The sequence below is a fragment of the Phycisphaeraceae bacterium genome (genome assembly GCA_040222855.1).
In the GTDB taxonomy this organism is placed as follows: Bacteria; Planctomycetota; Phycisphaerae; order Phycisphaerales; family Phycisphaeraceae; genus Mucisphaera.
Map to the genome: position 1 here is coordinate 685,478 of JAVKCD010000019.1, position 26,660 is coordinate 712,137.

A 26,660-nucleotide genomic window follows, 5' to 3' on the forward strand; every position below is an offset into this window, starting at 1 on the left:
ACCGATGAAGACACGTGACAAGAACGACCAACAGAGATTGATGGCTTACTTGGCTGCCGCCGGGATGGGTGCTTTTGCCTTTGGGGCGAACGCCGAAGCAGGCATCATCCACACGCCCGTGGAGCCCGCCCTGACCGTGGTTCCCAATCCCGGCACACCGTCGGCCTTCAACATCGACTTCGATAACGACGGCACCATCGATGGCGCCATCGTAAACAGCTCCGTCAACCTGACAGCCCGCTCTTTCGCCCCGGCAAGCACGCTTGCGTCCTCGGGCAGCTACTACGCCCGATCATTCACCCCGGGCTCGCTCATCGACGGCAGCGCCAGCCCCGCGGCCGGTGCCAAACTGATGACCAATCGCGGTGCCGGCTATGACTTCGTCGGCCAGGGCAACTTCCTCGGGTACAGCTTCGAGATCGACGGCAACACCCACTACGGCTGGGTCCAGGTCGATGTCAGCGCTGACCTGCTCAATGCCACGGTCACCGGCTATGCCTACGAGTCAACCCCCGACACCGGCATCGTCGCTGGCGCTATCCCCGAGCCCACCTCGCTCGCGCTGCTCGCAGCCGGTGCAGGTGCACTCGGCCTCCGCCGTCGCGATGCCGCCTAAAACCAACTCTACCCCTCACCGGTCTTGACGGACCGGTGAAGGTTTCCCACCCAAGCCACTTACACCACGCACGAATTAAAGGCGGAGCATCGTTATGAATGAGTACACCGGCAAAAGGCTCCTCGGCTACACCACCGCAGCTACCCTTGGTGCCTTCGGGACCGGCCAGACGGCTCAGTCTGCGGTCGTCTACACTGATCTCGTTCCCGACATCACCGTCGGCGCCGTTCCCGGCGAAGACGAAACCTTCGCCATCGACTTCAACGGTGACGGCGTCGACGACGCTCTCGCCCTACGCGTCATCATCAACAGCTTCTCCAATAACGTCCAGTTCCGCGCCTTCGGCTACGACCGGATCGATGACCCTGACGCCCCGGACATCCTTCCCTCCGATATCCCCGGCGAATGGGTCGAGCAGAACTGGGTCTTCTCCAACGGGCCAGCCGACAAAGGCCCCAACATCACCTATTACGCCCGCTCCTTCCCAGCTGGCACCACCATCGACGACTCACTCAACCGAACCGGCTTCAAAGACCCCAAGCCACCCTCAGGCGGCTACGGCATCGCCGCCCGCGCCCTCTTCGGCACCCCCTACAACTTCATCAACACCGGCGGATTCCTCGGCTTCCAGTTCGAGATCCCCGACGATCCGATCGGCTCCCTTGACAACGATGGCGTTGGACAGGACCTCCCCGTCGGCGGCAGCACCACTCACTACGCATGGCTCGAAGTCGACATCGTCTTCGACAGCAATACCGAGCCGCAGGTCATCCTCAAGAGCTGGGCTTACGAGTCCACCCCCGACACCTCGCTGGTCACAGGCGACATTCCTGTTGGTCTGCCCGGCGACTTCAACGGTGACAGCATCGTCGATGCAGCAGACATCGACATCCTCTTCCAGGACCTCGGCGACCCTGCCCTCGACCTCGACGGCGACAGCGACTCCGACCAGGATGATGTTGATTTTCTCATCGGCACGATTCTTGGCACAGTCGCTGGCGATGCCAATCTCGACCAGACCGTCGATCTCATCGACCTCAGTGCCCTGGCCTCAAACTTCAACGCCACTGGCGTCGGCTGGGCATCGGGCGATTTCAGTGGAGATACCATCGTCGACCTCATCGACCTCAGTCTTCTCGCCACTAACTTCGGCTTCTCGGCAGCACCCGCCATCCCCGAGCCCACCTCGCTGGCTCTGCTGGCTGCCGGTGCCGGAGCACTCGCAACCCGGAAGCGACGCTGAGCACACCTCGACCGATAGGTAGGTCACGTTCGTATGAGTGACGCGCCCGCGAAGAGCAAACGCGTGCTGCTGATCGGCTGGGACGCAGCTGACTGGCAGATGATCGATCCGCTGCTTCAGGCGGGCGCGATGCCCAACCTCGCGGGCATGATCGGTCGTGGAGTCCGTGGCAACCTCGCTACCATCCGCCCGATCCTATCACCCATGCTCTGGACATCCATTGCCACCGGCAAGCGTGCCGACAAGCATGGCATCTGCGGCTTTACCGAACCCAGACCCGATGGCACCGGCATCCGCCCCGTCTCCAGCACCAGCCGATCCACCAAGGCCATCTGGAACATCCTCCACCAGAAGGGCTTCACCAGCGCCGTCTGTTCATGGTTCGCCAGCCACCCCGCCGAACCCATCCGCGGTTCTATCGTGACCGATCAATACGCCCGTCAACTCGCCGTCCTCGATTGCGAAATCGATCCTGGACCCGGTACCTTCCATCCCGCTGAACTCGCCGAGGACCTCAACCCCTATCGCGTCGACCCGCGAATGCTCGACGCGGCCGCCCTGGTCCCCTTCATCCCACATGCCGCCGAGATAGACCAGGGCAAAGACGGCCGCCTGATGACGCTCGCCCATCTCGTCGCCAAGGCCTCAACCGTCCACGCCGCCGGCTGTCACCTCCTCCGCGAAACCGACTGGGACTTCGCGGCCATCTACTACGACGCTATTGATCACTTCGGCCACCAGTTCATGCCCTACCACCCGCCCGCCGTCCCCGGCATCGACGAACGCGATGCCCGTATCTACGGCCCCGTCATGGAAGGATGCTACCGCTTCCACGACATGATGCTCGGGACGCTCCTCCAACTCGCTGGTCCCGACGCCGACGTCATTCTCGTCAGCGACCACGGCTTCTTCAATGATCAGGAACGTCTTGGCACCGATGCCACAGAAGACCCCGAGCACTGGCACCGACCCTTTGGCATCGTTGTTGCATCCGGACCCAGCTTCAAGAAGCAGGAGACGCTCTACGGAGCGACACTCCTCGACGTCACCCCCACCATCCTCTCGCTCTTCGATCTTCCTCTAGGCGGAGACATGGATGGTCGCCCATGGATTGAGGTCTTCAGCCAGCCCGTCACGCCAGACCGTGTCTTTAGTTGGGACAAGGTCCCGGGCGACGCCGCTTGTCACGAACCCAATGCCGAGGAAGACGACCCCGTCGCCGCCGCTGAAGCCATCGCGCAACTCGTTGCTCTGGGCTACATCGATGACCCGGGCGAAGACGCCAACACCGCCGTCCGTAACACAGCGCGCGACTTGCTGACCAACCGGGCCTCAGCCCTCGCCGACAGCCGCCGCGCCGCCCAAGCCATCCCGATCTGGGAAAAGCTGATCCAGGAAAACCCCGAGGAAGAAGGCTTCCGATTCCAACTCGCACGAACCGCACTCGTCGTCGGACAACTTGATATATGCGAGCACGAGCTAGGTGTCCTCAAGAAAAACCACCCCGATTCACCGACCATCCTGCTCCTTCAGGCAGAAATCCATCTCGTCCGCAACCAAACGCAGCAGGCACTCGACCTCGTCCTCCAGGCCAACGATGCCGAACCCGACACCGTCCGCATCCTCAACACCCTCGGGCGCATCTACCTCCGTACCAAACAGCACGAACAAGCCCACGAAATCTTCGAACAAAGCCTGCAGCTCGAACGCGAAAGCCCCGTTGTTCACGATGGGCTTGCACAGGCCTACATCAGCCTCAAGCAGTTCGAGAAGGCCATCGAGCACGCACTCGAAGCCATCGGCTACATCCACCATTACCCTGCCGCACATCTCCACCTCGGCATAGCCCTCGCCGAATCAGGCATGGACGACCCCGCGATCCAGGCTCTCGAAGTCTGCCTCGGTATGGCACCCGAAAACAAGATCGCTCACCAGTGGCTGGCTAAACTTTACGCGTGCAATGACCGTGACAGAAGAAAAGCTCAGGAACATGAACTCATGGGACGCACCATCCTCACCCTTGGAAGCAAACCATGAAACCATCAATCCCCCTCGCCATTGCCGCCACGATCCTGACGATCTCGACGGCGCCCCTTGACGCCGCGCAAAGCATCGTGGATGGCTTCAACGGCTCCAGCATTAACCCCGGCATCTGGGAAATCCGCCTCGCACAATGGGGCGGGACCGGCCGCAACGGCGGCGTCATCCCCGAGAACGTCTCCATCGCCAACGGGATCGTCTCCATCGATGGTAATGGCGACCTCTACACCGGCCCCAAACGCGGCTGGAACGCCAACGGCTACCGAGAAGACCATGGCCGCAGATCAGGCGGCGCGATCCGAACCCGCGAACCCCAGGGACCCGGACGCTTCGAAGTCCGCATGAAACCTGTCTTTGAAGACGGTGTCACGACCGCGATGTGGACCTTCTTCTACAACTTCAACGGCGGCGACGTCATCAACCACGAGATCGATATCGAACTCCTCAACCGCCAAACCGCCTCGCCCACCGGCTTCCGCTCCGACTACACCACCATGAACACCTGGCTTGGCGAAATCCCCTCACAAGCCAACCTCCAACGTGTCAGCATCATCGATGAAGAAGGCGACCCCGCCCCCCAGGACCTCGGCGGCTTCCATACCTACCGCTTCGACTGGTTCGCTGGCGAAGGCGTCGCCAACCCACGTGTCGAGTTCTACGTCGATGGTGTCCACCACTACACCAGCCGGGAGTTCATCCCTACCATCCCCGGCCGATTCACCGTCGGTATGTGGTTCCCCTTCAACTGGGCCGGCCAGCCCGATTTCGTCACCCGAACCCTCGAAATCGACCGGGTCGCCATCACACCTCTTGCGAACATCATCCCCGGCGACGCCACCGGCGACGGCCAAGTCAACCTCACTGACCTGAGTATCCTCGCCTCCAACTTCGGCTCCACAGAAGCCGCATGGTCCCTCGGCGACTTCTCTGGCGAAGGCGAGGTCAATCTCGTCGACCTGTCCCTGCTCGCCTCAAACTTTGGCCAAACCACCGCCGACCTCCCAGAACCAGGAACTCTGACCCTAAGCCTCCTTGCGCTTGCCACCACCGCCCGCCGTGCCCTCAGGCCGTAAACCATCAACTGGCCTGCACTTCGCGGAACGTCAGTTCCCCTAACCTCTTCGCGACACGGAAGGGGGTGATCCAGAACCCGAGATTCAGGTTAAGCGGCAGAATGTGCGTGGCGATCCACGATTGCTCTATTCAGTGATGCAGGTAATCGCAAAAGTCTGTTCAGTGTCTAACAAAGGTCGGTTGGCGGAGTGCGCTGCTCCCGTCCTCAGTGACCCGCACCCAGTTTCTGATGCAAGAATCGGGGCCTTCAACCGGCCAGGCATACCTGGCCGGTTGAAGCGAACTCGCTGGGGCCAGGTTGCCCAAGGCACTGTGGGCATGGGTTCCGAAGACGACGAAATAGCCAGACTAGCGACCGAGCCCCTTCGAGAGTCGTTGGGCTGTTCTGATTGCAGCGCCGGTAGGAATCGTCACCAACCGGGTGACGCCACCGCTTGGGCCGACCACTGAGAACACTGATCGTCGAAGAGCGATTTTTAGCTCTGCGAAGACGACCGCCTCCTCTACCTCCCCTTTTTCTGTTACAGCAGTCAACCGGTGAAGTGCGTAAAGTCCAGCAAAGAAAGCGATCACGAATAGAAAATCCAGACCGCGAAGATCAAATGCCGGTAGATTCAGCGGCTCAGTTAGCGACGTTTCGAACCAGGTCAGGCTTACACGTAGCACGCGTCCTGTGAAGTAATCACCAAGAAATCCAGCGAGCAATGGCGAGATCGCGGCACCCAAGCCGGTCACCAATGCATTGGTTGCCAGGAAGGCTGTTGCCTCTCCACGCGGAGCCGCCTTCAGCGCAAGATTACCTGCCGCTAGAGCAACACCCGAGGTTGCGACGCCTAGGACGACATGTGCGATGATCAGCAGAGGCCACGTTGCCCAGTAGAAACCGGTTGCCACTCCTCCCGGGGCCTCTCCCCCCGTCAGCGGCGCAGCATCAAGCGTCATGATGGGCCAGAATAGAAAAGAGATCACCAAGACAAGACCCGATGCTCCAATGACTGCCTTATTACTAAAGCGATCTGCAAGAGCTCCCCAGATCGGAAATAGGGCGACGTTGATTAGTTGTGTCATGACAGTCAAGCCAACGACAACACCCAGACTTAATCCAAGTCTCTCAAACATATAAACAGCGAAGAAGGGCAATGCCAGATTCTGTGCAAACGCCCACGTGCCCATAAAGATGAGAACCATCCTGAACGATCGGCTCATCAATGGGCGTTGAATTAGTGCCCAAGGGCTAGCCAGTGGCATCTTGGGCAACCCAGGATCGTGCACACCACCAAGATGGTAGGTCCCGATCACGCCGAGTACTCCAGCCAATGCGAATATTAGCGAGTACGGAAGGATGGGCCCAAGTGCCTTCGTTGTTACATCCAGACCGGCGGCGATAGCAACAACCAAGCTCAATACCGCGCCTACACCGATCGCGACCGCAAGGCGTTTGCCCATGTGCCGTCCAAGGACACGTTCTGGAACGACGTCACGCATCCAACTGCCGTAGGCACAACCGCTGATGGATGCGAGCAGGCAGTGAGCAACAATGATCAGTAGTAGTGCTGGAATTTGTAGTGTTGTAGGCAGTATCCACGGGATCAAGGCCACCAAGAGAAACAAGAGTCTTGCTATCCACGCTCCGGCAACGGTAATTAGGCGTCTGCGACGCAGTGTCTGAACAAGATAGATCGCGGGGATCTGCGCCATCTGGCAGAGCGGTCCGATTGCTGCAATAATTCCGATTGTCCACTTGTCGCCACCCATAGCGAGGACGAGCCCAACCATAAAGGCACCGCCTGTCAGGACGACCATTGACTGGCTAAAGATATGATCAATAGCTAGTAGCCGTAGATCGCGCCGCGTGTTTGGTATGTGTTGCTTGTCTGCGCTATCCGTCATCTTCATGCCAGCTACAGTAACAGGTCTAGAGTGTCCTGATTCGCAGGGAGACGACACATATCCACAAGACCCAGATCACAGGCTAAGTCTCGCTAGATGCTCGGACAATACGACACCACCGCGACGATCACAGATACTGATTCTGCGTATCGGCACAGGTCGTCTCGTTTATACAGCCAGAGCCAAGGTGGTAAGATAAAACACATACTCTACTTGACAGTCATGAATATCGTCTGGTCGTTGAAGCATGGCTTAATCAGAAGATTCAATCAGCCAGTTGAACCGAGAAATATCGGTCGCGTGTGTTGCTGATAGAGAACTGTTCCGATTGTGTTGGCCAGTGTAGGCGGAGACTTCTCGTAGCCGCTGAATACTCGGCGACATAAAGCGTTCCGCTCGCTTTGGCGTAGTTGCCCCGCCATACTGGTGGCACCAGGAAGGCGCGGCGGGCACTATCTATAGTTTGAGTCGATTCCAGGAGTGATTCCGCGCATCGCAGGCGAGCTTCACTCTCAACAAACTGTGCATACGCAGGCCACTCAACCGCTCCTTGCTGATTGGCTGATGCCCGCCTGGCCACAAATCTGGCTGGCCGGTCTGGCCCCATGAAAGCGGTGATAAAGTCACCAGATGCATCAACGACAACAAAGGTATAAGGCATGTAAACAGGCAGCCGTTTTAGGGCACTCTTCGCCTCGGTGACCGTCTTGCAGGTCTGAATCACGTATCTGCAAATCAGAGATGCTGAAAACCCATCACCACACGCCTGTCGGCCACCAAACGCCAGTGCGATCGCAAGGCCATGTTCGTTGATGCCGTCGAGTGCGCCCCAGAGACAATCCGACATGGCGAGTGTCGAAGTTCCACTCCATTCGCTATTTAGGACCAATCGATCGAAAAGATTAGGGTGATGATCGTAGCTTCGTAGCAGGATCGGTCCCGTGTCATCTGACAGGACCAGCTGTGTACAAGCGCGAACGACCGGAGGCGGATTGTACATTGACAGGAATCTCTGGACCTCTATAGTTCCCCCGAATCGCTCATGAAGATGATCGTAGAGTTTGATCAGTTCTGGCATATGCCGGTGAAGTTGCAGGCGACCGTGTTGGCCGTCATCCACGGAAGATCGCTGCATCCATTTCTGGTAAGCGGGCCAGTAGGTAGCGAAGATGTTTTCTAGCTGACTGCTCGACGGGCTATCTGTTACGACACGAAAGTCGAGCTGCACAGTTGACTGCCCCTAGAGAAGCTTGAAAGAGCTGTCTTCAATACCAATTCTGGCGTGCTCTATCTTGGGGACGGGGTCACCCGTGTACAACGAGTTGATGCCCTTAATCCAGGCTTTTGCTCGGTCAGTGAGCTGGAAGTCGTTATCCATGAAGCGGCCGGGACTGACGAGGATCCCCAGGTCTGCGCCTTCATAGAAGTAGTCGCCGTTTCCGGAGATACGGAGAAAAAACGCTCTGTTTTCGTGCTGGACGGTTCGACGATGCGTCTGCATCCGAACGTGCCGAATTCCGCCGTGATCATCCAGCTCCCATACGCCTGAGGGAGGCGCTGAAGTAATTCGTTTAATGTCATCACCGGTATGTTTCATGACGAGCTGAGACCAGGAATCGATATTGTCTGGGTTTGCCCATCGATTGCTGAGTTTGGCAGGGTCAACATGGTAGTTGATGCCCATCCATTCGATGAGGTGAAACAAAAATAGTGGGGCATCGGCGTGAGCGAATGATGCAAGATTCGTCATCGAACTCGCCCCGGTAATCCGCGGATTGCACTCACCAAGATAGACCTCGTCGGAATCAAGATCGATCAGGAAATCCAACTCGAAGTAGCCCAGGTAGCCCTCTTTCTTAAGCTCGTCACCAAACTTCATGGCGGATTCGCGGGCATGGCTTCTGACTTCAGCGCTGAAAGCCCCTGCAAAGACCTCGTTGCCGCACCAGCCGCCCTTGTAGGGTGTGAGTTCTTTGAAACCCACCAGCTCGGTCATGAGTGGCCCGACAATCGTGCCGCGACGTGTCACGCAGGCTTCGAGAGCAGCCCCCCGGCAGCGGATGCGCTTCATAATCTTGACTTCAGGAGCTTTCACGATCTCTTCAGCGTGGCGCTCGAACTCCATCTCATTCGACACGAAGAAGGTTGTATGTCCTGAGTCGCCGTACGCGGTCTGGATAACCAGATCATCGCCGAGTGGCTGGCTCAGCTTTCGTAGTGCTTTGAAAGAATCTACACGACCAAGAACATTAGGTACGGAGTGGACGCCTGCTCGATCGGCGATCCGTGTTGTCTCCATCTTGTCATCGATTCGGGTTCTAAGGGCGGCTTCCGGGAAGCAGACCTCAAGACCGAGATCACGGCAGAGTTCTTCAGTCTTCTGGTCAAACATCAGAAAGACAGCTTTCCCGCCTGGGCCTCTTTTACGGATCAGGTCGATCACAGCAGGGTGCGAAAGCAGGTAGTTGTTGATGTCTTCAATCGATTCCCATGGCTCGTGTTCGAGCTCGGGTGGCACGAACACGCTCGGGTGCTGACCATCAAAGCAATCAATTGCGTTGATGAACATGAAGCCGCGGACCCACTCGTCCATACCCAGCAGATTGAAGGGCGTCGCGCTGATGAAGTAGACCGGCTCCGTGTTGCGATAGAAAAATCGGCGGACGTCGGATACGCCACGCAGGGCCTTGGGTTTCTTACCAGCCGGACGATCGGTGGTTAGCGGTCTTGCCGTATTAGCATGCTGAACTTCACGATCAATCTTGGTCTTAGGGCGGGTCCCTCCCATGCTGTTACATCCTTTCGAGCTTGACGCTCGTCTTGGTTTGTTTTGCTGAAGCGTCGATGATCTCATCGGAGAACACCCGAAGACCCTTCGTTGGGGTATAGCCGTGGATCTCTTTGACGTCGAGTTCCAGTAAATAAGCGATAATATCTTCACTGACCACCTGGCCGGGCACTAAGACCGGGAATCCCGGAGGATAGGGTGTGATGAAGGCAGCCGATACATACTCACGACCAGACCTGATCCGGTCGAGTAAAGAACGATTTAGCTCAACTAGATCAATGTTCTTTTCGTCATAGGCCAGGAAGTACGCCTTGCGAAGGTCTCCCTCAGCCGTCGGCAGCTCATCCGGCTTAAAAACAGGGTGAAATCTTGAAAAGTTCGGCAAGGGGGGGCCGTCGGTCAGTGAATCTACTTTGGCTGAATGTCTCGATAAACCATTACTACTCTCAAGCGACAGACGGTCTGCTATATCCTGAGATATCTCTACGAGCACATCCACCAGATAAGCAATGTCCCCGCGTGTGGTCCCAATATTGGGCATGAACAAGACGGTGTTCCGGGATGTCTTGTTGATCTGAATATCATACTTATCCATCAGCAGGTGACGGAAGGTGTCGCCATCCATCCCGGTTGCCCCGATGTACAGCGTGACCCTGGTCGGATCGAGTGTGAACTCATCGGTGTAGTAAGCCTCGTCGAGCGATCCCCACCCTCGTTTCGAGTCATAGTAAAACTGAACGCCCGACCTGCGGTGCTCTGTTGGAATCATATCCTTGGGCCGTAAAACCGAGAAGAATCTTCTGAGATCTGGGTGCTCGCTGATTTGCTGGCGGAGGGTCATCGCGAGGCCGATGGTCTGTTCGACCATCTCGAACCCCTCGAGCTCAACCTGGCGTCTGCCAGCATCCAGTGAAGCGATGATCTGGTAGTTCGGTGATGTTGACGTGTGCGTCATAAACGCTTCGTCGAACGAATCCGTGACTTTCTGCTCGAAGTCTTCATCGAAGACATGAATCATGGAGCCCTGCCGAAGCGAGGTCAATGTTTTATGAGTCGAATGTGTGGCATAAACGCGAACACGAACCAAGTCAGGATCGACGAGTGGCTGCGTTGAATCCTCACCAGTCGCTTCTCGCCCGTTGTGACTGCCGGATTCTGCAGAAGCGGCCGTGTATGCATCTCGATACGATTGGGATCGGAAGCGTTCTCTGAGAGAAGCGGCGGCATCCATGGCTGTGCGACGGCGGAGCGTCGGGCTGAATCGCCCATAAGCGAACCACGCCTCATCCCAGAGAAAGATCATGTCTGGCTTGATTGCCAGTACCCTTTCCATCACCTTCTGCGGGTCGTAGGTGATCCCATCAAAAGTGCAGTTGGTCAGGATGAGCATCCGGACGCGATCGAGCTTACCGGCCTGCTTGAGATCGAGAAGCTGTCGTTCAATCTCAGCCAGTGGAACCGCGCCGTACATCGAGTACTGCGGCAGCGCGAACGAGTCCAGATAGACCGGCATCGCCCCCGCCAGAACCATCGCGTAATGATGTGATTTATGACAGTCACGATCGATCAACACAATATCACCCGGCTGTATCAGAGCCTGTGAAACGATCTTGTTCGCAGTCGAAGTCCCATTGGTAACGAAAAATGTCTCTCTGGCCCCAAAAGCACGCGCCGCGAGGTTCTGAGCTTTCTTGATGGGCCCTCGGGGTTGCAGCAGCGAGTCGAGACCCCCGCTGGTCGCCGAGGTTTCAGCCATGAAGATATTGGGCCCGTAGAACTCGAGCAGGTCGCGGGTCCAGTGCCCGCTGCTCATCGACTTGCCACGAGCTATTGGTAACGCGTGAAAGACGCCTGTGGGCTTGGCACTGAAACGTCGCAGGGCATCGAAAAAGGGCGTCTCGTACCTCGCATGGACCCACTTGAGTAGGCTCAAGTGCTGTTCCATGTACTGATCGAGCCTGTAAAAAACCCGTCTAAACTCGCTTCCGGCGTTGCCAGCCACACGGCTCAACGGTGCGTCGGTCACCAGGAACAGATCGAGCTCCGGACGGACCTTGTGAAGAAGCTTCCCGAGTTCTGCACTACGCTCTAGGCCAAAGCAAACCGGCATGGGCTCGCGAGCCATGACGTCGAGATAACGTCGCAGAGAAGGATGTTCGCGCGGTGTCTTGAATGAATAGTTGTACCGGAGGAAGACCGCCTGGATGGTCCAGTTGAACTGGACTGCGATGACCGCATCCTCCAGCGTCGGGACTGTGATGATCTCGTAGATGAAATCATCGGTCTCACGCCGGCAGGAACGCAAGCCTTCCTGAAGTTGCTCGCGGTCGTAAGCATCGATGCCATCAACGACCAAGACCTCGAAGTATGGTTTGCCCTCTAAAGATGCAGCATCAGTTGACCTGTCGCGAGGATCACGCCCACGAAGGTTTGCCTTGCCACCGGTCGGCTCATGAAGTCGGTAGGTGTCGCCGACGAGTTGCCGGGTTAAGTCTCTGGCTTCGATCGCGAGATCTGCGTATTCGCCTTGTTCAAGAAGCTCACCAAGAGCCTCAAGACGGTGTAAACCGGGAAAGGCCCAATAAGCCTCAAACTCTCTCAGGTCGTTCAGGCTGGCTTGAACCAACCCTTTGGGCTCAGCGCTATCACGGCTGGACCGAGCAAACTCATTAAGCCAAGCAGATCGAGTCTGAAAGTCATTCCAGGTGTCCATCCTGAGCTGAGGGACTGAATAGGGCCCCCATGACTCCGCGTCGGACAAATCGATCGCACGAGAAGGATCGCTCATAGAGCACCCGCCGATGGAGGAGTTGTAGGAGGTGTGGCAACTGGCGCGGGGATGGCAGATGCCGGACTGGAGGCTGAGAGATCGTCAGCAGCGGGGATGATTGGCGGAGGCGAGCCACCAAAGGCCAGGCCTGCTTTAGACCCCCTCGCCATCTTCTCTAGTGGACCAAGCGTATCGAGGTATGACGCCACACCAGAGGCTTTGTCATAAACAGTGAACTCTACCTTACGATCACGGAAGCTCTTGAGCGGCTGGCCAAGACCCTTGAGCCCGACTTCGCGTGAACGGCGGACGCGATCGAGATCAATCTCGATCGGCATACTTTCCTCGTTGGTGCCTGCCTGATAAAGCACATCGCCCGTGGGAGAGACCAGCGTCGATCGTCCATTGCCGCCATCACCAATACCATTGATGTCGATCACAAAGCATTGGTTCATCGCAGCGGTGGCGCGAACGATAGATAGCTCCACATCACGGTCGATGCTCGGCGTCAGCGTCGGATGCAGAATCACTTCAGCACCCATGGCCGCGAGCGTTCGTGATGTCTCAGGGAGCCACATGTCGTAGCAGATACTCACACCAAACCGGCCAATCTCCGGAACATCAAAAACACAGAACTCGGTCCCCGATTCGACGCCCGTCTCATAAGGCATGAAAGGAAACAGCTTGCGGCATCGCGTGACGACATGCCCTTCAGGATTGATGACAGGCGCCATGTTGTAGATGCCGCTTGGCGTGTTCTCATAGAGAGAACCGGGGATCAGCCAGATCTGATGCTTGGCGGCGAGTTGGCAGTAGCGTTTCTCGATATCGTTGGGGAACTGCATCGCGTTCCCGGTCCAGCCGCCGAAGGTCGCGAGTTCACTCACGACCACCATCTGCACCCACGGATACAGAAGCATGAGCATCTCAATCCGGTCACAGATGTGATCAAGATTCGACTTCCGGCCTGACACATGAAGCTGGAGTCCCGCAACAGCGTAGGGTCGCATCGCTTGTCTTTCTCATAGCTGAGCCTGATCACGGCTCATGACTGTAGATATGATTACATTCTCAGGGAATGAATCGGGTTTTTCATGCACGTTGTTGGCCCGCCCAACCGGTTATGTTCTCCCCATCCGTACATTATACGGGAAACAACCGCCCTCGCGCATCGCGGCCTGCCAGAGGGCGCGATTACCCGGTGCTGACAAGAGCGTTAATGAAGAGCGTGGCGAGCCCCAGGAAACTGAAGAACCCCACGACATCCGTCACCGTGGTGAGAATGATCGAGGAAGACTGTGCCGGGTCCTGGCGAAGAATCGTGAGGACGATCGGAACCGCCGTACCCGCAATCGCGGCGATCGCCATGGAGATCACCATGGCCAGACCAATCACGGCACACAGAGATAGAGACTGACTCCATACATAGACACCAATCATCGTGACAATCGCGATAGCAATGCCATTGATGGTGCCTGCGGTCAGTTCCTTAAGCATCACTTGCGCCCAATGACGAACCCGGATCTCACGAAGCGCAAGCCCACGCATGGTGACAGCCAATGCCTGGGCACCGGTGTTGCCCGATTGGCCAGCGACCACAGGCAGCAGAACAGCCAAGGCGGTCACCTCGGCAATGGTGTTCTCGAATAAACCGACGACAGCAGCGGCGAGAAACGCCGTGAGCAGATTGATGTTCAGCCACACAAGCCGCTTGCGTACAGCAAAAATCGGACTCGATAGAGCCCGCTCTTCCTTGCTGACACCGACCATCGTCTGGAGACCGGCGCTCGCTTCTTCAGCAACGGTCTGAACCAGCGTGGTCTGCCGAATGACCCCGATGAGTTTACCGTTGATATCAACGACAGGAAGATTTGTCAGCCTGGATTGGTCCAGAGCCTCAACCACCTCGTCTTGCGGGGCCAGCGCTTGGATGCTCGGCGCCGGGCCCTTCACCAGTTCCGCGAGCGGCTGATCCGACTCCGCCATGACCACTTCCGGGAGCGGGACCGCGCCGACCAACTGGCCCTGCTCGTTGACGAGAAAGAGGTCAAGGATTCGCCGCTGCCTCAGGCTGTGCAACCGCTCAAGCACTTCCTCGACAGTGATATCGGGTCGAAAGCTATACACCTTTGGGTCCATCAGATGCCCAGCGGTGCCGTCCGGGTATGACATCAACTGGCGTACTTCTTCACTCAGCCCAGGGTCGAGGCTTGATAGCTGACGCTCTCGAACTTCTGGCGTGAGCCGGGCCATTAAAGCAGCGAGATGAGTCACTTCAACCATCGGAAGAATACGACCGGTGAAGTCGTGATCCATATCCTCAATACATTGTGAAGCCAACTCCGGGTCCATGCGAGAGATCACCGTCGCCGCGCACCGGTCACTCTGTGCAGATAACAGTTCAGCCGCGTCTGCAGCAGGCGCGCCATCCAGATGCCGAGCAGCCTCATCGGGATAGAGGGTAAAGAACCGCTGGGCCAGAGCATCTTCGATAGCATGGTGATTAGCGACCATCTGATGACTCCGTTGATAACTTGGACGCCGATTGAGACCCAGACGCCGGCATCTGAACACCAGAAAGTAAGCCACTCAGGGTGACCCAGTACAACTCACCCAAAGCCACAGCCGTATCGACCGTTCCACGCTTCTTAAGCCCTTGCTGCTCTTCCCCAACTGCCTTGTGCAGCACTCGCGTCGAGAGAACACCCATAAAAGTCCCGTTCTTGTCCAAGACAGGAAAAGAAAGATACCGCTTGCACTCCGAAGTTCCCGCAAACTCTTCGATCGAAGCGCTGGCCTTGAGACTCAAGACCATCTTATTCATGATTGACGAGAGCTGAATATCTGACGCTGCCATGATGAACTCACGCAGATTCAAGACACCCACAAGCTTGTGCTGACGATCCACAATGTACAGGTAGTACAGGACCCGATCCCCGGCTTGCTCAACCCGCTGACGAGCCTCGGCGACGGTGATGTCTGCTGGCAAGGTAAAAGCAAGAGGGTCCATCAACGAACCAATCGTCCCCTGCGGGGTGCTAAGCATCAGACGCAGGGCATCAGCGGTCTGAGGCTGCAGGCCAGAAAGAACCTCAGACTGCCGGTCAGGCGCCCAGTGCCGAGCAATCATGGCAGTCACTTCAATGGGCACATGAGTAAGAATGGAACTCGATTCAGAAGACGGCAGCTCATCCAGATAGCCCGCAGCAATGCCGGGCAACATCCTCTGGATAACACCCGCTGCAATCACGGGACCGCAGCCTGCAAGCGCCTCTGCCCCATGCTCGACAGAGAACCCTTCCAGGATGCGAGCCGAATCCTCGGGATGAAGCTCAAGAAACGTATGTGCGAGGCGTAGCTTTGTCGTCACTTCAGCCGCCCTCATCCATCATGAGCGAGACACTCTGGTGAAAATGGCACGCAGGAACGACCAGCCGCCCTTCATCCGTAGCAAGCACAATCGCGACTCGGGTGATCTCGGTGATGCACCCTTGCCGTTCACCAATCCGTACATGGTTGCCGACTTGATAAGTCTGATGAACATAGTGAGCGGCAATGATGTTACTGACCGTAGACTGCGCCCCAAGCCCGAACGCTAAGGCCCCAGCACCAAACAAGGACCCCCCGACGATCGCCAGTAAGACGAAGATCACACCGCTGTGGATGCCTAGTTGATCAATAGACATCAGAAGCGCGACCAGCCAGATGACCACCTGCGTGGCCCTGCCAAGTGTCTCAGAAAGCCCGCTACGCGAGTGCTCAGCGATCTTGGTGACCCAGACCCGGGCCATGTCTCCCAGGATCAAGCCAGCGAAGATGATCATCGCAACGCCCAGCACCCGAGGCAGGTAGATCGTGATGCTGCCAAACAAAGCAGATACAGCATCCAGACCAAGAGCTTCGATCCCCGCCGCAAGAAAGAACAGCAAGACGATCCAAAATAGGATACCACTGACGATCTTGGGTAGTGACTGATAGATCGGATGCAACTGAACGCTGGAGCTCATATCCACATGACGCTTGAGCTGGCCCAGTGCATAGTTGATAAGACGACGAACCAGAAAGCGAAGCACGAAGGCCGTGAGCAGCCCAATCAAGATCAGCAACAGCGCAGCAAGAAGCTTCGGCGTATACGCGATAAAACTCTCAAAGACACGCATCACCGAGATGGTGAGGTCTTCCAGTAAAGTGACTTGAGCAAGCACCATCAACCTGACTCCTTGATCTATTCGACGACAGCCCTCGGTTTGACCTTACCATGTAGATGGATTTTGAGCCGAGCGGGGGTCGATCCGAGATATGTCGATGAGTCTCTGAACCTCACGTAGCCAGATCAGCGTCTCCCGCTTGCATCTATAATTGATATTCAATCTGGGTAGAGTTCTCTCGAGATCCAGTTTGCTGGATCCCCACCGCCGTGGTCCAGGAGATTGTGGTGGGCTTGTTGAGGCTTAAGTGATGTCCGATGTGTCCGGTTTGGAGCAGGGTGGTTACGAGCTAAGTACCTCATATGTCTTTTCTTGCCGATGTCCGTGGCTTCTGACCCGGACATCGGAGGAGAAGAGGATGTCTCAAACGCAACAGCGCTCGATCTGGATCCTAATTGATGCCATATCCGTGTTATTCACGCAGGCCTACATGGCATCGAGAGCGCGAGCGCTAGCGCTGGGTATCCCTCATCAATGACCCAAGTTCAGGCACAGCGCGATCATACCTATATCAGACTCTGTCCTTCTCGAGCGCGAGCTCGCCATCTTCCGGAGCCATCGGCAGAACAAGCCGGCTAAACAGCGTCTTCATTACACCCCAAAAGAACGTGCCGAGATCCTCCAGCTGATGCGTCTGCGAGGCTGGTCTGCCAAGGAGACGGCCGCGCGCCCCAACACCGTCCGCAGCTGGAAGCGAGCCCTGGTGGACAAGCGTCGTTCCAAGGATTTGGTGGGTTCTCCGCCCTGGAACAAGCTGCACGCCGGGGTACGATGGCTGGTTCATGAGATCCGAACACTGTGCCCGGAACGCGACTTCGGGACCCGGACGATCGCCCGTCATCTCCTGCGCGCCGGGGTCCGGATCAGCGACACGTCGGTGCGGCGGATCTCGAAGAGCAGCGGCCGCCACGTTCAGTCCGCTGCGCCTCGGGTCAGTCCGAAGGGAGAAGGGCCCCTGAGCACTTCTTCAAGCCGCCCGGCCCCAATCATGTCTGGCACCTGGACCTGACGGTGCTGCGGGTTTTGTGGCTGCGGTTCGAGATCGCCGCGATCCTCGATGGCTTCAGCAGGAAGATCATCGCGATCAAGCTGTTCAAGGCCAGCCCTACCACACCACAGATGGTGGCACTGATTGACGAGGTATCGAGGTCCACGGGTGGGCCTCGATACCTCGTGACCGATCGAGGCGGTCAGTTCCAGAAGAGCTTCAGACACGAACTTGGGCGAAGAGGGATCGAACATGCTCGCGGGCGTGCTCAGACTTGGCAGTTCAACGCCAAGGTTGAGAGACTCTTCTGGAGCATGAAGAGGTGGTGGCGGGTGTCCTTGATCATTCCCAACACTGAGGCGATTCAGAAGCGCCTGAACGCCTACGCCACCTGGCACAATCGCTTCAGGCCGCATGCGGCGTTGGGTTGGTTGACACCTCATGAAGCGGCCCTCGGAGCCTCACCTCCGGCTCCACTTCGATACACGGAAGGAGGTGACATTCAGCCAGAGATCAAGGTCAAACGAAAGAATGTGCGTGGTGACCCGCGATTGCTCTATCCAGTGATCGAGGTAACCCCAAAGATCCGTTCAGTGGCCTAACAAAGGCGACTCGGAGGAGCGCCATAATCTGCTGGCGCACCCCTGAGCCCCGTTCTTTCGGTTAGTTTCCGGCGATGAACATTCATATCCGAGACCACCATCAGCGTGCCATCGACCGGCTGGCCGACGCATATCGAGACGACCCCGATTATGTCGCACTGATCATCGGTGGCTCAGTCGCTAAGGGATTTGCCCGAGCCGATTCCGATGTCGACTTCATGATCGTCGCGACCGACGAGGTCTTCGACCGACGCAAGGCAGCGCGTGATCTGTTTATCAATCGGACCGATCTGAGTGACTACGGTGGCGGATACGTCGACGGCAAGATCATCAACCTCAGGTTTCTCAAGAACGTCGCCGAGAAGGGCAACGAGCCCTCACGAGCGGCCTTCCTCGGAGCCTTCGCGGCCTTCTCGCAGATTCCGGAACTCGATCCACTTCTGCGTAGCATCCCGGTCTACCCCGAGAAGGGGCACGATGAACGCATCAAGGCTTTCTACAGCATGGCATTCATCCAGAATTGGCTGTACCACGAGGCACACCGTCATGGCAATCGATACGTACTCAACCGTGCCTCCAGTCAATTGGCGCTCTTCGCGGGTCGCCTGATACTGGCCCACAACCGAGAACTCTTTCCTTATCACAAGTGGCTGGTCGCGACCCTCGAAGCAGCGCCGAACAAGCCTGCGGAGTTCATGAACCACTTCAACGAACTGTTGGAGCAGCCCTCGCCCGAACGAGCGACGGCTCTGTTTGAATTAGTTCGCGACTTCCATGACTGTGGGGTCAGCGACCTGGATGCCTACACCTGGTTCATGACGGACATCGAATGGAGTTGGATGTCCGGCACGACACCCATCGAAGACTGGTAACAACCAAGCCGCGGCTGACCCCCTCGATATCCCGCCACAACAGCGCATCCGCCGCCATCTGAGCCCCGACGCATAGTTCCGCCGCTCTTCTCCAAATAGCTAGCACAGATCGACGTACCCGCGCTTGAGACCTAAAATCACTTTTGCAGCTTGAAATGGCTGCTGGCGAAGCACAACAAGCTGCGTGAGGCGGATGTGCTCCTGGGCCAGGGCCGGACGGTGGCTCAGGCGTGCAAGCAGCTGGGGGAGGGTGAACAGACTTACTACCGCTGGCGTCGGGAGTACGGGGGGATGAAGGTCGATCAGGCCCGGAAGTTCAAGGAACTGGAGCGTGAGAACGCCCGGCTCAAGAAGCTGTTGGCTGAGTCGGAGTTGGACAAGGCGATTCTTCGCGAGGCCGCGGCGCTAAAACGCTGAGCCCGACGCGTCGTCGCCGAGTGATCAGCGAAGTGATCGATCACCTGAAGGTGTCGGAGCGTCGGGCATGCAGGGTCCTGAGGCAGCCGCGAGCGGTGCAGCGTTACCTGCCCATCGAGCGGGACGACGAGGGGCCGCTGACGCGGCGGATCGTGGAGCTGGCGGCCATGTACGGACGGTATGGGACGCCGAGGATTACGGCGTTGCTCAGAGAAGAGGGCTGGCATGTGAACCATAAGAGAGTCGAACGGATCTGGAAGCGAGAAGGCCTGAAGGTGCCCAAGAAGCAGCCCAAGCGTGGTCGGCTGTGGCTCAACGACGGGTTATGCGTCCGCCTTCGGCCCCAGCATAAGGACCATGTCTGGGCCTATGACTTCGTCCAGGCCCGGACGCATGATGGTCGCCTGTTCCGACTGCTGACGATTCGTGGATGAATACACCCGCGAGTTCCTGGCGTTGGACGTGGAGCGCCAGCTCAGAAGCGATGATGTCCTTGAGCGGCTGGCTTGGCTGATGGCGACACGAGGCGTACCCGAGCACATCCTGGCCCGGAGTTCACCGCGAAGGCCGTGCGTGCCTGGCTCAAGCGTGTAGGTGTCAAGACGCTCTTCATCCAGCCGGGCAGCCCTTGGGAGAATGGTTACGTCGAGAGCTTCAACGGCAAGCTAAGAAATGAGCTGCTCAATGGTGAGGTCTTCTACACGCTCAAGGAAGCGAAGGTCCTTATCGAGTAGTGGCGGCGGCACTACAATACGATCAGACCTCACTCGGCCCTGGGCTACCGACCACCCGCACCCCAAACCATCATTGCAGAGCCGGGCTCCGCTCCGCTCCGCCCGGCTCTGCAGAAAGACCTCGGTCTACCGTAGACTGTGGGCCGAATCGTGGGGGAAGGTCAGGTTGTGAAGATTCCTACGGGTCACACCAAGAACGGCCAAGAGGCAGTCCAGCCCACGCGCGAACTGATCCTGCAGGAACTTACCCCCCTGCTCGGGCAAAGACTGGCCGGTGAGCATGTGTTCTGCATGCCCCGCAAGGAAAACCTCTCCAAGCTGATCAAGGCGGACCTTGAAGACGCGCAGATCCCGTACAGGGACGCCAAGGGACGGGTTGTGGACTTCCACGCCCTGAGACACACCTACATCACGAATCTCAGCCGGGGCGGGCTTCAGATCAGAGAGACTCAGGCCTTGGCGAGGCATAGCACCTCCAAGCTCACCCTCGATCGCTACACCCATCCCGACCATGCCGCGATGGCTCAGGCGATCCAGCGTCTCCCGATGCCGCTGGGGCAAGATGAAGCGGCTTGCTCCCCTGATGGTGAATCAATCACGGGTGAGCTGCTGGGCGTTCTGCTGGGCGGATCGGCTACGATTTCCCGCGACAAAGAGCAACATCCCGAGATGAGTTGCGTCGAGAGACCCGTTGAGACAAGTCCAGAGAAAAACCCACAAGTCCCTGTTAATCAAGAGCTTACGGGTGAAAGCGGAGAGGGCGGGATTCGAACCCGCGGTAGGGGAGTGAACCCCTACGACGATTTAGCAAACCGTTGCCTTCAGCCGCTCGGCCACCTCTCCGGGGTGTCGCCAACTCATGCTGGCGTAGCGGGGCCGTCTCCGGCCAACGCACATCATAACCGCTCCGCCGCTCGACTCAAAAATACCCCCAAGACCTTGGCAACCCCCACCACGCCCCTCCTCGCAGCGCTGCACGATTAAGCTAAACCACCACCTTCCTCAGGAGACCCCATATGAAGCGCTGGCTCACCCTCCTCATCCTCATCTCAGCCACCACCACCCTTGGCGACCACCACCATCCCCGTCAATCCGCACACAGCCTCAACATCACCGTCGAACAGGACCTGACCCTCAACTACCTCCTCGCCCTGCCCGACGGCTACAACACCCACCCCAACCAACACTGGCCCGTCGTCCTCTTCCTTCACGGTGCCGGCGAGCGAGGCGACAACCTCGACAAAGTCAAGGCTTGGGGACCACCCAAGATGATCGAACAAGGCGAAACCATCCCCGCTATTGTCATTAGCCCCCAGTGCCCCGATGACTCATGGTGGCCTCAACACAACGACGCCCTCATCGCCCTACTCGACGACATCGAAGCCAACTACCGAGTCGATACCGATCGCATTTACGTCACCGGCCTGAGCATGGGCGGCTTCGGAAGCTGGTCCCTCGCAGGCACCATCCCCGACCGCATCGCCGCCGTCGTTCCAATCTGTGGCGGGGCATCGTGGTACGAAGCCAGACGCATCGGCGAACACCGCATCCCACTCTGGGCATTCCATGGCGAAGCCGACAACGTCGTCGAAGTCGAGGAATCCCTCCGCGCGATGAAAAGCGTGCGCGCTGCAGGGCACGAGAACGTCAAACTCACCATCTACCCCAACGGCAACCACGGCGCATGGATCCCCGCTTACGCCGATGAAGACATGTGGGCGTGGATGTTCGAGCAGCGACTCACCGATCGGCACGCAGAAGCTGAGTAACCAGCATCCTGCCCTGAGTGCTGTGCTAGCCGGGCACTCCGGCAGACGACAAAAATAATATATTAATATATTGTCTTAACCCCGATAGGATCAGCCGCGATCAACCCCAAGTGAATCCATACCACACTGAGGCGACTTGCCGCCCTTACCCGACAACCGGGCGATAACAATCCCTACCCTCCAAACACACTATTTCAAGATACATCCGACCTAAACACGCCGATACGACCATGAATCGGCCTGGACGGAGTAAGTGCCTTGAGATCACAACACCTGGATATCATTAGCCGATCAGGCATTCGTGCTCGCCTGGGGTACCTGTACGCCTTGGCTATCCTCATCTCCGGATCCCTCCTGGCCATCGCCATGGCGGTCCAGTTCGAGCAATACCTCCACGAGCGCGATCACCAGCGATTCCTCGACCACGTTGGCTCCGTGACCGACGACTTCCAACAACGCGTGGCACTCTACAAGCAGGGACTTGCCAGCATCCGCTCCGCCTTCTACGCCAGCCAGCACGTCAGCCTCGATGAGTTCCGCACCATGATCGTGACTCAGGACCTCAAGCTCACCTTCCCCGGAACCCTCGGCATAGGCTACATCACCCGCACGCCCCGCGAACAACAGGCCGAAAGCCAACTCGAACAGGCCCTCAGGCAGGCAGGCCACGATAACTTCCTGATCCACGATGTCCCGGGACACACCAACACCACACCAGAACGCTACGTCATCCAGTACATCGAGCCGGCAGCCGACAACCCCACCGCAGCCGGTCTCGACATCGCCAGCGAACCCCTCCGCCGCGAAGCCGCCGTGATAGCCATGGAAACCGCCCTACCCACCATCACAGGTGTCATCACCCTCGTCCAGGCCTCAAACGAGCGAGCCGGCTTTCTCCTGCTCTTGCCCATCTATGAAAACAGACAAGACCCGGGCACCGTAGACGCCAGACACGAACAATGCATCGGCTGGGTCTACATGCCGCTCATCGGCTCTTCCATGTTCGCCGGGTTGACCGATCAGGTCGGACGCCAGATAGACCTCGCCGTCTACGACCAGCCAAATGATTCGTCCCGGGTCCTGATCTTCAACGATGAGGACGACGCCACAGGCACCGAGCACAACGCCGCTCCACAACAAGTAGACAACCCACTCTTTCATAAAAGAAACCAAATTCACATAGGCGCAAGAGCCTGGACACTCGCGATGAGCTCGACCAATCACTTCAACACACAGTCGCGCTGGGGCGTGATCTTCCTGCTCGTCGGCGGAATCGGCATCTCCGCACTCCTCGCCACGCTGGTCCACAACCAGGGCGTTAGCCTCCGAAGAGCACACACCCTCGCACTCACCATGACCCAGGAGCTACGTGAGCTTGCGATGGTCGCAGAGGGAACCACTAACGCCGTCATCATCGCCGACCCACAACGCCGCATCACCTGGGTCAACCGAGGCTTTACCACCATCACCGGCTACACACTCGATGAGGCCCGTGGCAGAAATCCCGGCTCGTTCTTGCAGTGTGAACAAACCGATCAGGAAACCGCCGAACGCATGCGCGACGCCCTGAGAAGGGAGCAGTCCTTCCGTGGCGAGATACTCAATCGAGGCAAAAACGGAAACCTGTACTGGCTCGAACTCGACATCCAACCCATCCGCGAAAACGGCCAGGTCACCGGGTTTATGGCCATCGAAAGCGATATCACCGAACGAAAGCAAAAAGAGCAGGAAATCCACCTCGCCAGAGATAGCGCCGAGAAGGCACTCCAACGGCTCAACACCTACCGCAACGCCCTCGACCGACACTCCATCGTCGCCATGACCGACGCCAGCGGAACCATCACCGAAGTCAACGACCTGTTCTGTGAAATCAGCGGCTACACGCGCGAAGAACTGGTCGGCCAGAATCACAAGATCCTCAACTCCGGCCATCACTCCAAATCCTTCTGGATCAACATGTGGCGTGACATCGCCTCCGGCCGTCAATGGCACGGCGAGGTCTACAACCGCGCCAAAAACGGCTCCCACTACTGGGTCGACACCACCATCTCACCCATGCGCGACGCCGACGGCAAGATCGATGGCTTCTGCGCCGTGCGAACCGACATCACCCACATGAAACAAGTCCAGGACGAGATCGAGAAGGCTCGACAAGCCGCCGAAGTCGCCAACCACAGCAAGAGCGAGTTCCTCGCCAACATGAGCCACGAGATCCGTACACCACTGACCGCCATCCTCGGCTACGCCGACCTCCTCGAAGAACCCGCCAGGACAGAAAATGATCTCGAACGACAACAACAAACCATCGTCACCATCCGACGCGCCGGAGCACACCTGCTCGCCGTCATCAACGACATCCTCGACCTCTCAAAAATCGAAGCCGGAAAACTCAACCTCGAACAGATCGACACCCACCTGCCCCGAATCCTCCTCGACATAGAAAGCCTGATGCGCTCGCGCGCCGAAGGAAAGGGCGTCCGCCTCACCACCAGACTCAACACACCCATACCCAACACGATCCACACCGACCCGACACGCCTCAGACAAATACTCATGAACCTCGTCGGCAACGCCGCCAAGTTCACCGAAGCCGGCGCCATCGAGGTCCATGTCGCATACAACCGCAACAACGATAGGCCTACCCTCCGCATCGAAATCCAGGACACCGGCCCCGGCATGACACCGGACGAGGCCTCACTCCTCTTCAAACCATTCAGCCAGGCAGACACCTCAGTCAGCAGACGCCATGGCGGAACCGGCCTCGGACTCACCATCAGTCGACGACTCGCTAGCCTCATGGGCGGAAAAATCTGGCTCGACTGGACCGAGCCCGGACAAGGCTCGCGATTCATCATCGAACTCCCCGCTCAGCCATCAGCCGATGCCGCCACCGTCGATTCACTCCAGTTTCGCCGGCACACGGAATCAGACCAGCAAAACAACGAACACAAACCCATCCAACTCACCGGCCGCATCCTCCTCGCCGAAGACGGCATCGACAACCAGCGACTCATCTCTTTCCACCTCAGCAAAGCCGGCGCCGAAGTCGTCGTCGTCGACAACGGCCGTATCGCCCTCGACGCCTTCCAACAGGCTATTGATGAACAACAACCCTTCGACCTCATCGTCAGCGACATGCAGATGCCCGAGATGGATGGCTACGCCCTCGCACGCCGAATCCGCGAAACCGGCTCCACCATCCCAATCATCGCCCTCACCGCACACGCCATGGCCGAAGACCGCCAGAAATGCCTCGAAGCCGGCTGCGACGACTACGCCTCAAAACCCATCGACCGCACCGCCCTCCTCACCACCTGCCAATACCACCTCACCAACCCACCAACAAGCCAAAACGCCGCCGCCTGACACAACACCGCACCACGCAACACGACCAAAAAACCTAACGCCACCATTCACTCAGGGACGCTCCAGACACCACCTCCCAATCAACGACGCCACACCCAACCCATCAGCCCGCCAAGAACCAGCAACGACCCCGGCTCCGGCAGCATCACGACCGCAGATCCAGCGACGAAGATTGGCGCTCCGATGGTTCCGTAGAAATGAAACCTACTATCGTAATGCACGGCATCGAGGCGGTACTCAGCCACCGAACCAGTGGGCAACACGATCTGCGCGAGGTTGAGGTCGTGGTTCGAATCACCCTTGAAGGCAAACACCGCACTCAGCTCTGACGGGCTATCAACCACGTCAAAAGAAAGAACCTCACCCTGATCAATCAACAGATGTGTGTCAGGAATGTGCGCACCAAGCAGTGCTCTGACCAGCACCTGGTCGTCTTTGAACGGCGTTGGGCGCATTTGATTGACGGCTTGGTACAGGTTTCCGGTCACTTCAAGGTCAAAAGCGTTGACCGCAACGTCCTCTGAGACGACAGAAAGCCTGTAAACCTCATAGCCAGGCAGCCCCGCAGCCGCCTCAGGCCCAGAAATCACAACTTCCGGTGCGCGCACAGGCTCCCGAACAACCACCGGCTCCAGTTCAGGCTCCACCACCACCTCAGGCAAGGGCTCAACCACAACCGGCGGGTCCGCAGGCTCCTCAACCGGTGCCCTCTGGCCCCCTGCCACGACCGACGAACCATGACCGTCCGCATAGGCGATCCCCAGAGACTTAATCCACCCGCCGTAACTTGGTATGTCTCTTCGCACAGGCCAACGGTTCTCAGACGCGTCATGAATCGACCCGCGCGCCCAATCTTGCCCGACAACCAAATCCGGCGCAGAGAAATCCGTGAAGAGCGTCGGCGTCTCAATCGTCTGTGTCACAAGCCGCGGGATGTCTTGGCGCCCCCACAGCGTCTGGTCAATAGTTGGGACAAAGACTTCAGGCGGCCGCCAAGCCAGCAGGCTCTGGTTTAGATCTGCAAAGGAAGCAGTTGTTGTCGAAGGCCCCCACATGACGGACAAACCCTGATGCCAGTTTGTCAAAAAATCCGAGCGGGTCGTTGGGGTAGGTGTCTCCGTAGCAAGAGTAAGAGGCACCACCTCGACCTCCTGTGCCCAGGCGGCCGAACCAGTCACAACGATCGCAGCGACAGCAACAGATAGACGCATCATCGTCTTTCCCCTTTGGAATGATGGATGGAGAGGGCACGAAACACGGCTGGAAACCCCGTGAATGGCTGA

General features: G+C 57.9%; 18 protein-coding genes, 1 tRNA gene and 1 pseudogene. 9 read left to right on the plus strand and 11 right to left on the minus strand.

The features are described from left to right. Positions 1 to 4: 4 nt before the first annotated feature. The 4 genes from RIG82_08050 (at position 5) to RIG82_08065 (ending at position 4,972) form a co-directional block, all read left to right on the plus strand. Positions 5 to 616 (plus strand): PEP-CTERM sorting domain-containing protein, encoded by a 612-nt coding sequence (locus RIG82_08050; GenBank protein ID MEQ9460889.1) that lies wholly within the window; start codon positions 5 to 7, stop codon positions 614 to 616. A gap of 94 nt (positions 617 to 710) precedes the next feature. Next, positions 711 to 1,859, plus strand: a complete 1,149-nt coding sequence (locus RIG82_08055; protein ID MEQ9460890.1) for a PEP-CTERM sorting domain-containing protein — start codon at positions 711 to 713, stop codon at positions 1,857 to 1,859. A 33-nt stretch (positions 1,860 to 1,892) separates the two neighbouring features. Next, positions 1,893 to 3,896, plus strand: a complete 2,004-nt coding sequence (locus RIG82_08060) for an alkaline phosphatase family protein (protein MEQ9460891.1) — start codon at positions 1,893 to 1,895, stop codon at positions 3,894 to 3,896. Further along, the gene (locus RIG82_08065; protein ID MEQ9460892.1) at positions 3,893 to 4,972 is read left to right on the plus strand and encodes a family 16 glycosylhydrolase; all 1,080 of its coding nucleotides are present in this window, start codon (positions 3,893 to 3,895) and stop codon (positions 4,970 to 4,972) included. Before RIG82_08060 ends, RIG82_08065 begins: the two co-directional genes overlap by 4 nt. A gap of 349 nt (positions 4,973 to 5,321) precedes the next feature. On the opposite strand, the gene RIG82_08070 is transcribed toward RIG82_08065, so the two are convergent. The 8 genes from RIG82_08070 to RIG82_08105 form a co-directional block, all read right to left on the minus strand. After that, on the minus strand, positions 5,322 to 6,869 hold the full coding sequence (locus RIG82_08070; protein MEQ9460893.1) for a hypothetical protein: 1,548 nt from the start codon (positions 6,867 to 6,869) through the stop codon (positions 5,322 to 5,324). Positions 6,870 to 7,128: 259 nt separating this feature from the next. Beyond that, positions 7,129 to 8,091 carry a C45 family peptidase gene (locus RIG82_08075; GenBank protein MEQ9460894.1) on the minus strand — a complete coding sequence of 321 codons (963 nt, stop codon included), beginning with the start codon at positions 8,089 to 8,091 and terminating at the stop codon, positions 7,129 to 7,131. Between the two features lie 12 nt (positions 8,092 to 8,103). Next, on the minus strand, positions 8,104 to 9,651 hold the full coding sequence (locus RIG82_08080) for a biotin carboxylase (protein MEQ9460895.1): 1,548 nt from the start codon (positions 9,649 to 9,651) through the stop codon (positions 8,104 to 8,106). A 4-nt stretch (positions 9,652 to 9,655) separates the two neighbouring features. Further along, positions 9,656 to 12,364 carry a hypothetical protein gene (locus tag RIG82_08085; protein ID MEQ9460896.1) on the minus strand — a complete coding sequence of 903 codons (2,709 nt, stop codon included), beginning with the start codon at positions 12,362 to 12,364 and terminating at the stop codon, positions 9,656 to 9,658. 71 nt (positions 12,365 to 12,435) lie between these two features. Then, the gene (locus RIG82_08090; GenBank protein MEQ9460897.1) at positions 12,436 to 13,431 is read right to left on the minus strand and encodes a carbon-nitrogen hydrolase family protein; all 996 of its coding nucleotides are present in this window, start codon (positions 13,429 to 13,431) and stop codon (positions 12,436 to 12,438) included. A gap of 184 nt (positions 13,432 to 13,615) precedes the next feature. Beyond that, complete coding sequence (mgtE, locus tag RIG82_08095) at positions 13,616 to 14,935, minus strand: magnesium transporter (protein MEQ9460898.1); 1,320 nt, start codon at positions 14,933 to 14,935, stop codon at positions 13,616 to 13,618. Then, positions 14,925 to 15,791, minus strand: a complete 867-nt coding sequence (locus tag RIG82_08100; GenBank protein ID MEQ9460899.1) for a CBS domain-containing protein — start codon at positions 15,789 to 15,791, stop codon at positions 14,925 to 14,927. Before RIG82_08100 ends, mgtE begins: the two co-directional genes overlap by 11 nt. Position 15,792: 1 nt before the next feature. Next, positions 15,793 to 16,629, minus strand: a complete 837-nt coding sequence (locus RIG82_08105) for a mechanosensitive ion channel (GenBank protein MEQ9460900.1) — start codon at positions 16,627 to 16,629, stop codon at positions 15,793 to 15,795. Positions 16,630 to 17,427: 798 nt separating this feature from the next. On the opposite strand from RIG82_08105, the gene RIG82_08110 reads away from it, so the two are divergent. The 3 genes and pseudogenes from RIG82_08110 (at position 17,428) to RIG82_08120 (ending at position 20,377) form a co-directional block, all read left to right on the plus strand. Next, positions 17,428 to 18,219 (plus strand): DDE-type integrase/transposase/recombinase, encoded by a 792-nt coding sequence (locus RIG82_08110; protein ID MEQ9460901.1) that lies wholly within the window; start codon positions 17,428 to 17,430, stop codon positions 18,217 to 18,219. Positions 18,220 to 18,293: 74 nt separating this feature from the next. Continuing rightward, on the plus strand, positions 18,294 to 19,091 hold the full coding sequence (locus RIG82_08115) for a nucleotidyltransferase domain-containing protein (GenBank protein MEQ9460902.1): 798 nt from the start codon (positions 18,294 to 18,296) through the stop codon (positions 19,089 to 19,091). 150 nt (positions 19,092 to 19,241) lie between these two features. Continuing rightward, positions 19,242 to 20,377, plus strand: a pseudogene (locus tag RIG82_08120) (IS3 family transposase). On the opposite strand, the gene RIG82_08125 reads toward RIG82_08120, so the two are convergent. Both RIG82_08125 and RIG82_08130 read right to left on the minus strand, forming a co-directional pair. Continuing rightward, entirely contained in the window at positions 20,369 to 20,803 is a 435-nt protein-coding gene (locus tag RIG82_08125) for a hypothetical protein (GenBank protein ID MEQ9460903.1), read from the minus strand. The pseudogene RIG82_08120 and the gene RIG82_08125 overlap by 9 nt on opposite strands. A 191-nt stretch (positions 20,804 to 20,994) precedes the next feature. Then, positions 20,995 to 21,085: transfer RNA gene (locus RIG82_08130), tRNA-Ser, on the minus strand. A 173-nt stretch (positions 21,086 to 21,258) separates the two neighbouring features. Here RIG82_08130 and RIG82_08135 point away from each other — a divergent pair. Both RIG82_08135 and RIG82_08140 read left to right on the plus strand, forming a co-directional pair. Then, positions 21,259 to 22,011, plus strand: a complete 753-nt coding sequence (locus tag RIG82_08135; GenBank protein ID MEQ9460904.1) for a prolyl oligopeptidase family serine peptidase — start codon at positions 21,259 to 21,261, stop codon at positions 22,009 to 22,011. Between the two features lie 258 nt (positions 22,012 to 22,269). Next, positions 22,270 to 25,377 (plus strand): PAS domain S-box protein, encoded by a 3,108-nt coding sequence (locus RIG82_08140; GenBank protein MEQ9460905.1) that lies wholly within the window; start codon positions 22,270 to 22,272, stop codon positions 25,375 to 25,377. An 80-nt stretch (positions 25,378 to 25,457) separates the two neighbouring features. Here RIG82_08140 and RIG82_08145 read toward each other — a convergent pair whose 3' ends face one another. Further along, complete coding sequence (locus RIG82_08145) at positions 25,458 to 26,591, minus strand: PEP-CTERM sorting domain-containing protein (protein MEQ9460906.1); 1,134 nt, start codon at positions 26,589 to 26,591, stop codon at positions 25,458 to 25,460. Positions 26,592 to 26,660: the final 69 nt, after the last annotated feature.

Bases quoted from the DNA above. Each gene is read 5' to 3' on its own strand.
- RIG82_08050 (MEQ9460889.1), top strand. From the start codon at position 5: ATGAAGACACGTGACAAGAACGACCAACAGAGATTGATGGCTTACTTG.
- RIG82_08055 (MEQ9460890.1), top strand. From the start codon at position 711: ATGAATGAGTACACCGGCAAAAGGCTCCTCGGCTACACCACCGCAGCT.
- RIG82_08060 (MEQ9460891.1), top strand. From the start codon at position 1,893: ATGAGTGACGCGCCCGCGAAGAGCAAACGCGTGCTGCTGATCGGCTGG.
- RIG82_08065 (MEQ9460892.1), top strand. From the start codon at position 3,893: ATGAAACCATCAATCCCCCTCGCCATTGCCGCCACGATCCTGACGATC.
- RIG82_08070 (MEQ9460893.1), bottom strand. From the start codon at position 6,869: ATGAAGATGACGGATAGCGCAGACAAGCAACACATACCAAACACGCGG.
- RIG82_08080 (MEQ9460895.1), bottom strand. From the start codon at position 9,651: ATGGGAGGGACCCGCCCTAAGACCAAGATTGATCGTGAAGTTCAGCAT.
- RIG82_08085 (MEQ9460896.1), bottom strand. From the start codon at position 12,364: ATGGACACCTGGAATGACTTTCAGACTCGATCTGCTTGGCTTAATGAG.
- RIG82_08090 (MEQ9460897.1), bottom strand. From the start codon at position 13,431: ATGCGACCCTACGCTGTTGCGGGACTCCAGCTTCATGTGTCAGGCCGG.
- mgtE (MEQ9460898.1), bottom strand. From the start codon at position 14,935: ATGGTCGCTAATCACCATGCTATCGAAGATGCTCTGGCCCAGCGGTTC.
- RIG82_08105 (MEQ9460900.1), bottom strand. From the start codon at position 16,629: ATGGTGCTTGCTCAAGTCACTTTACTGGAAGACCTCACCATCTCGGTG.
- RIG82_08115 (MEQ9460902.1), top strand. From the start codon at position 18,294: ATGAACATTCATATCCGAGACCACCATCAGCGTGCCATCGACCGGCTG.
- RIG82_08135 (MEQ9460904.1), top strand. From the start codon at position 21,259: ATGAAGCGCTGGCTCACCCTCCTCATCCTCATCTCAGCCACCACCACC.
- RIG82_08145 (MEQ9460906.1), bottom strand. From the start codon at position 26,591: ATGATGCGTCTATCTGTTGCTGTCGCTGCGATCGTTGTGACTGGTTCG.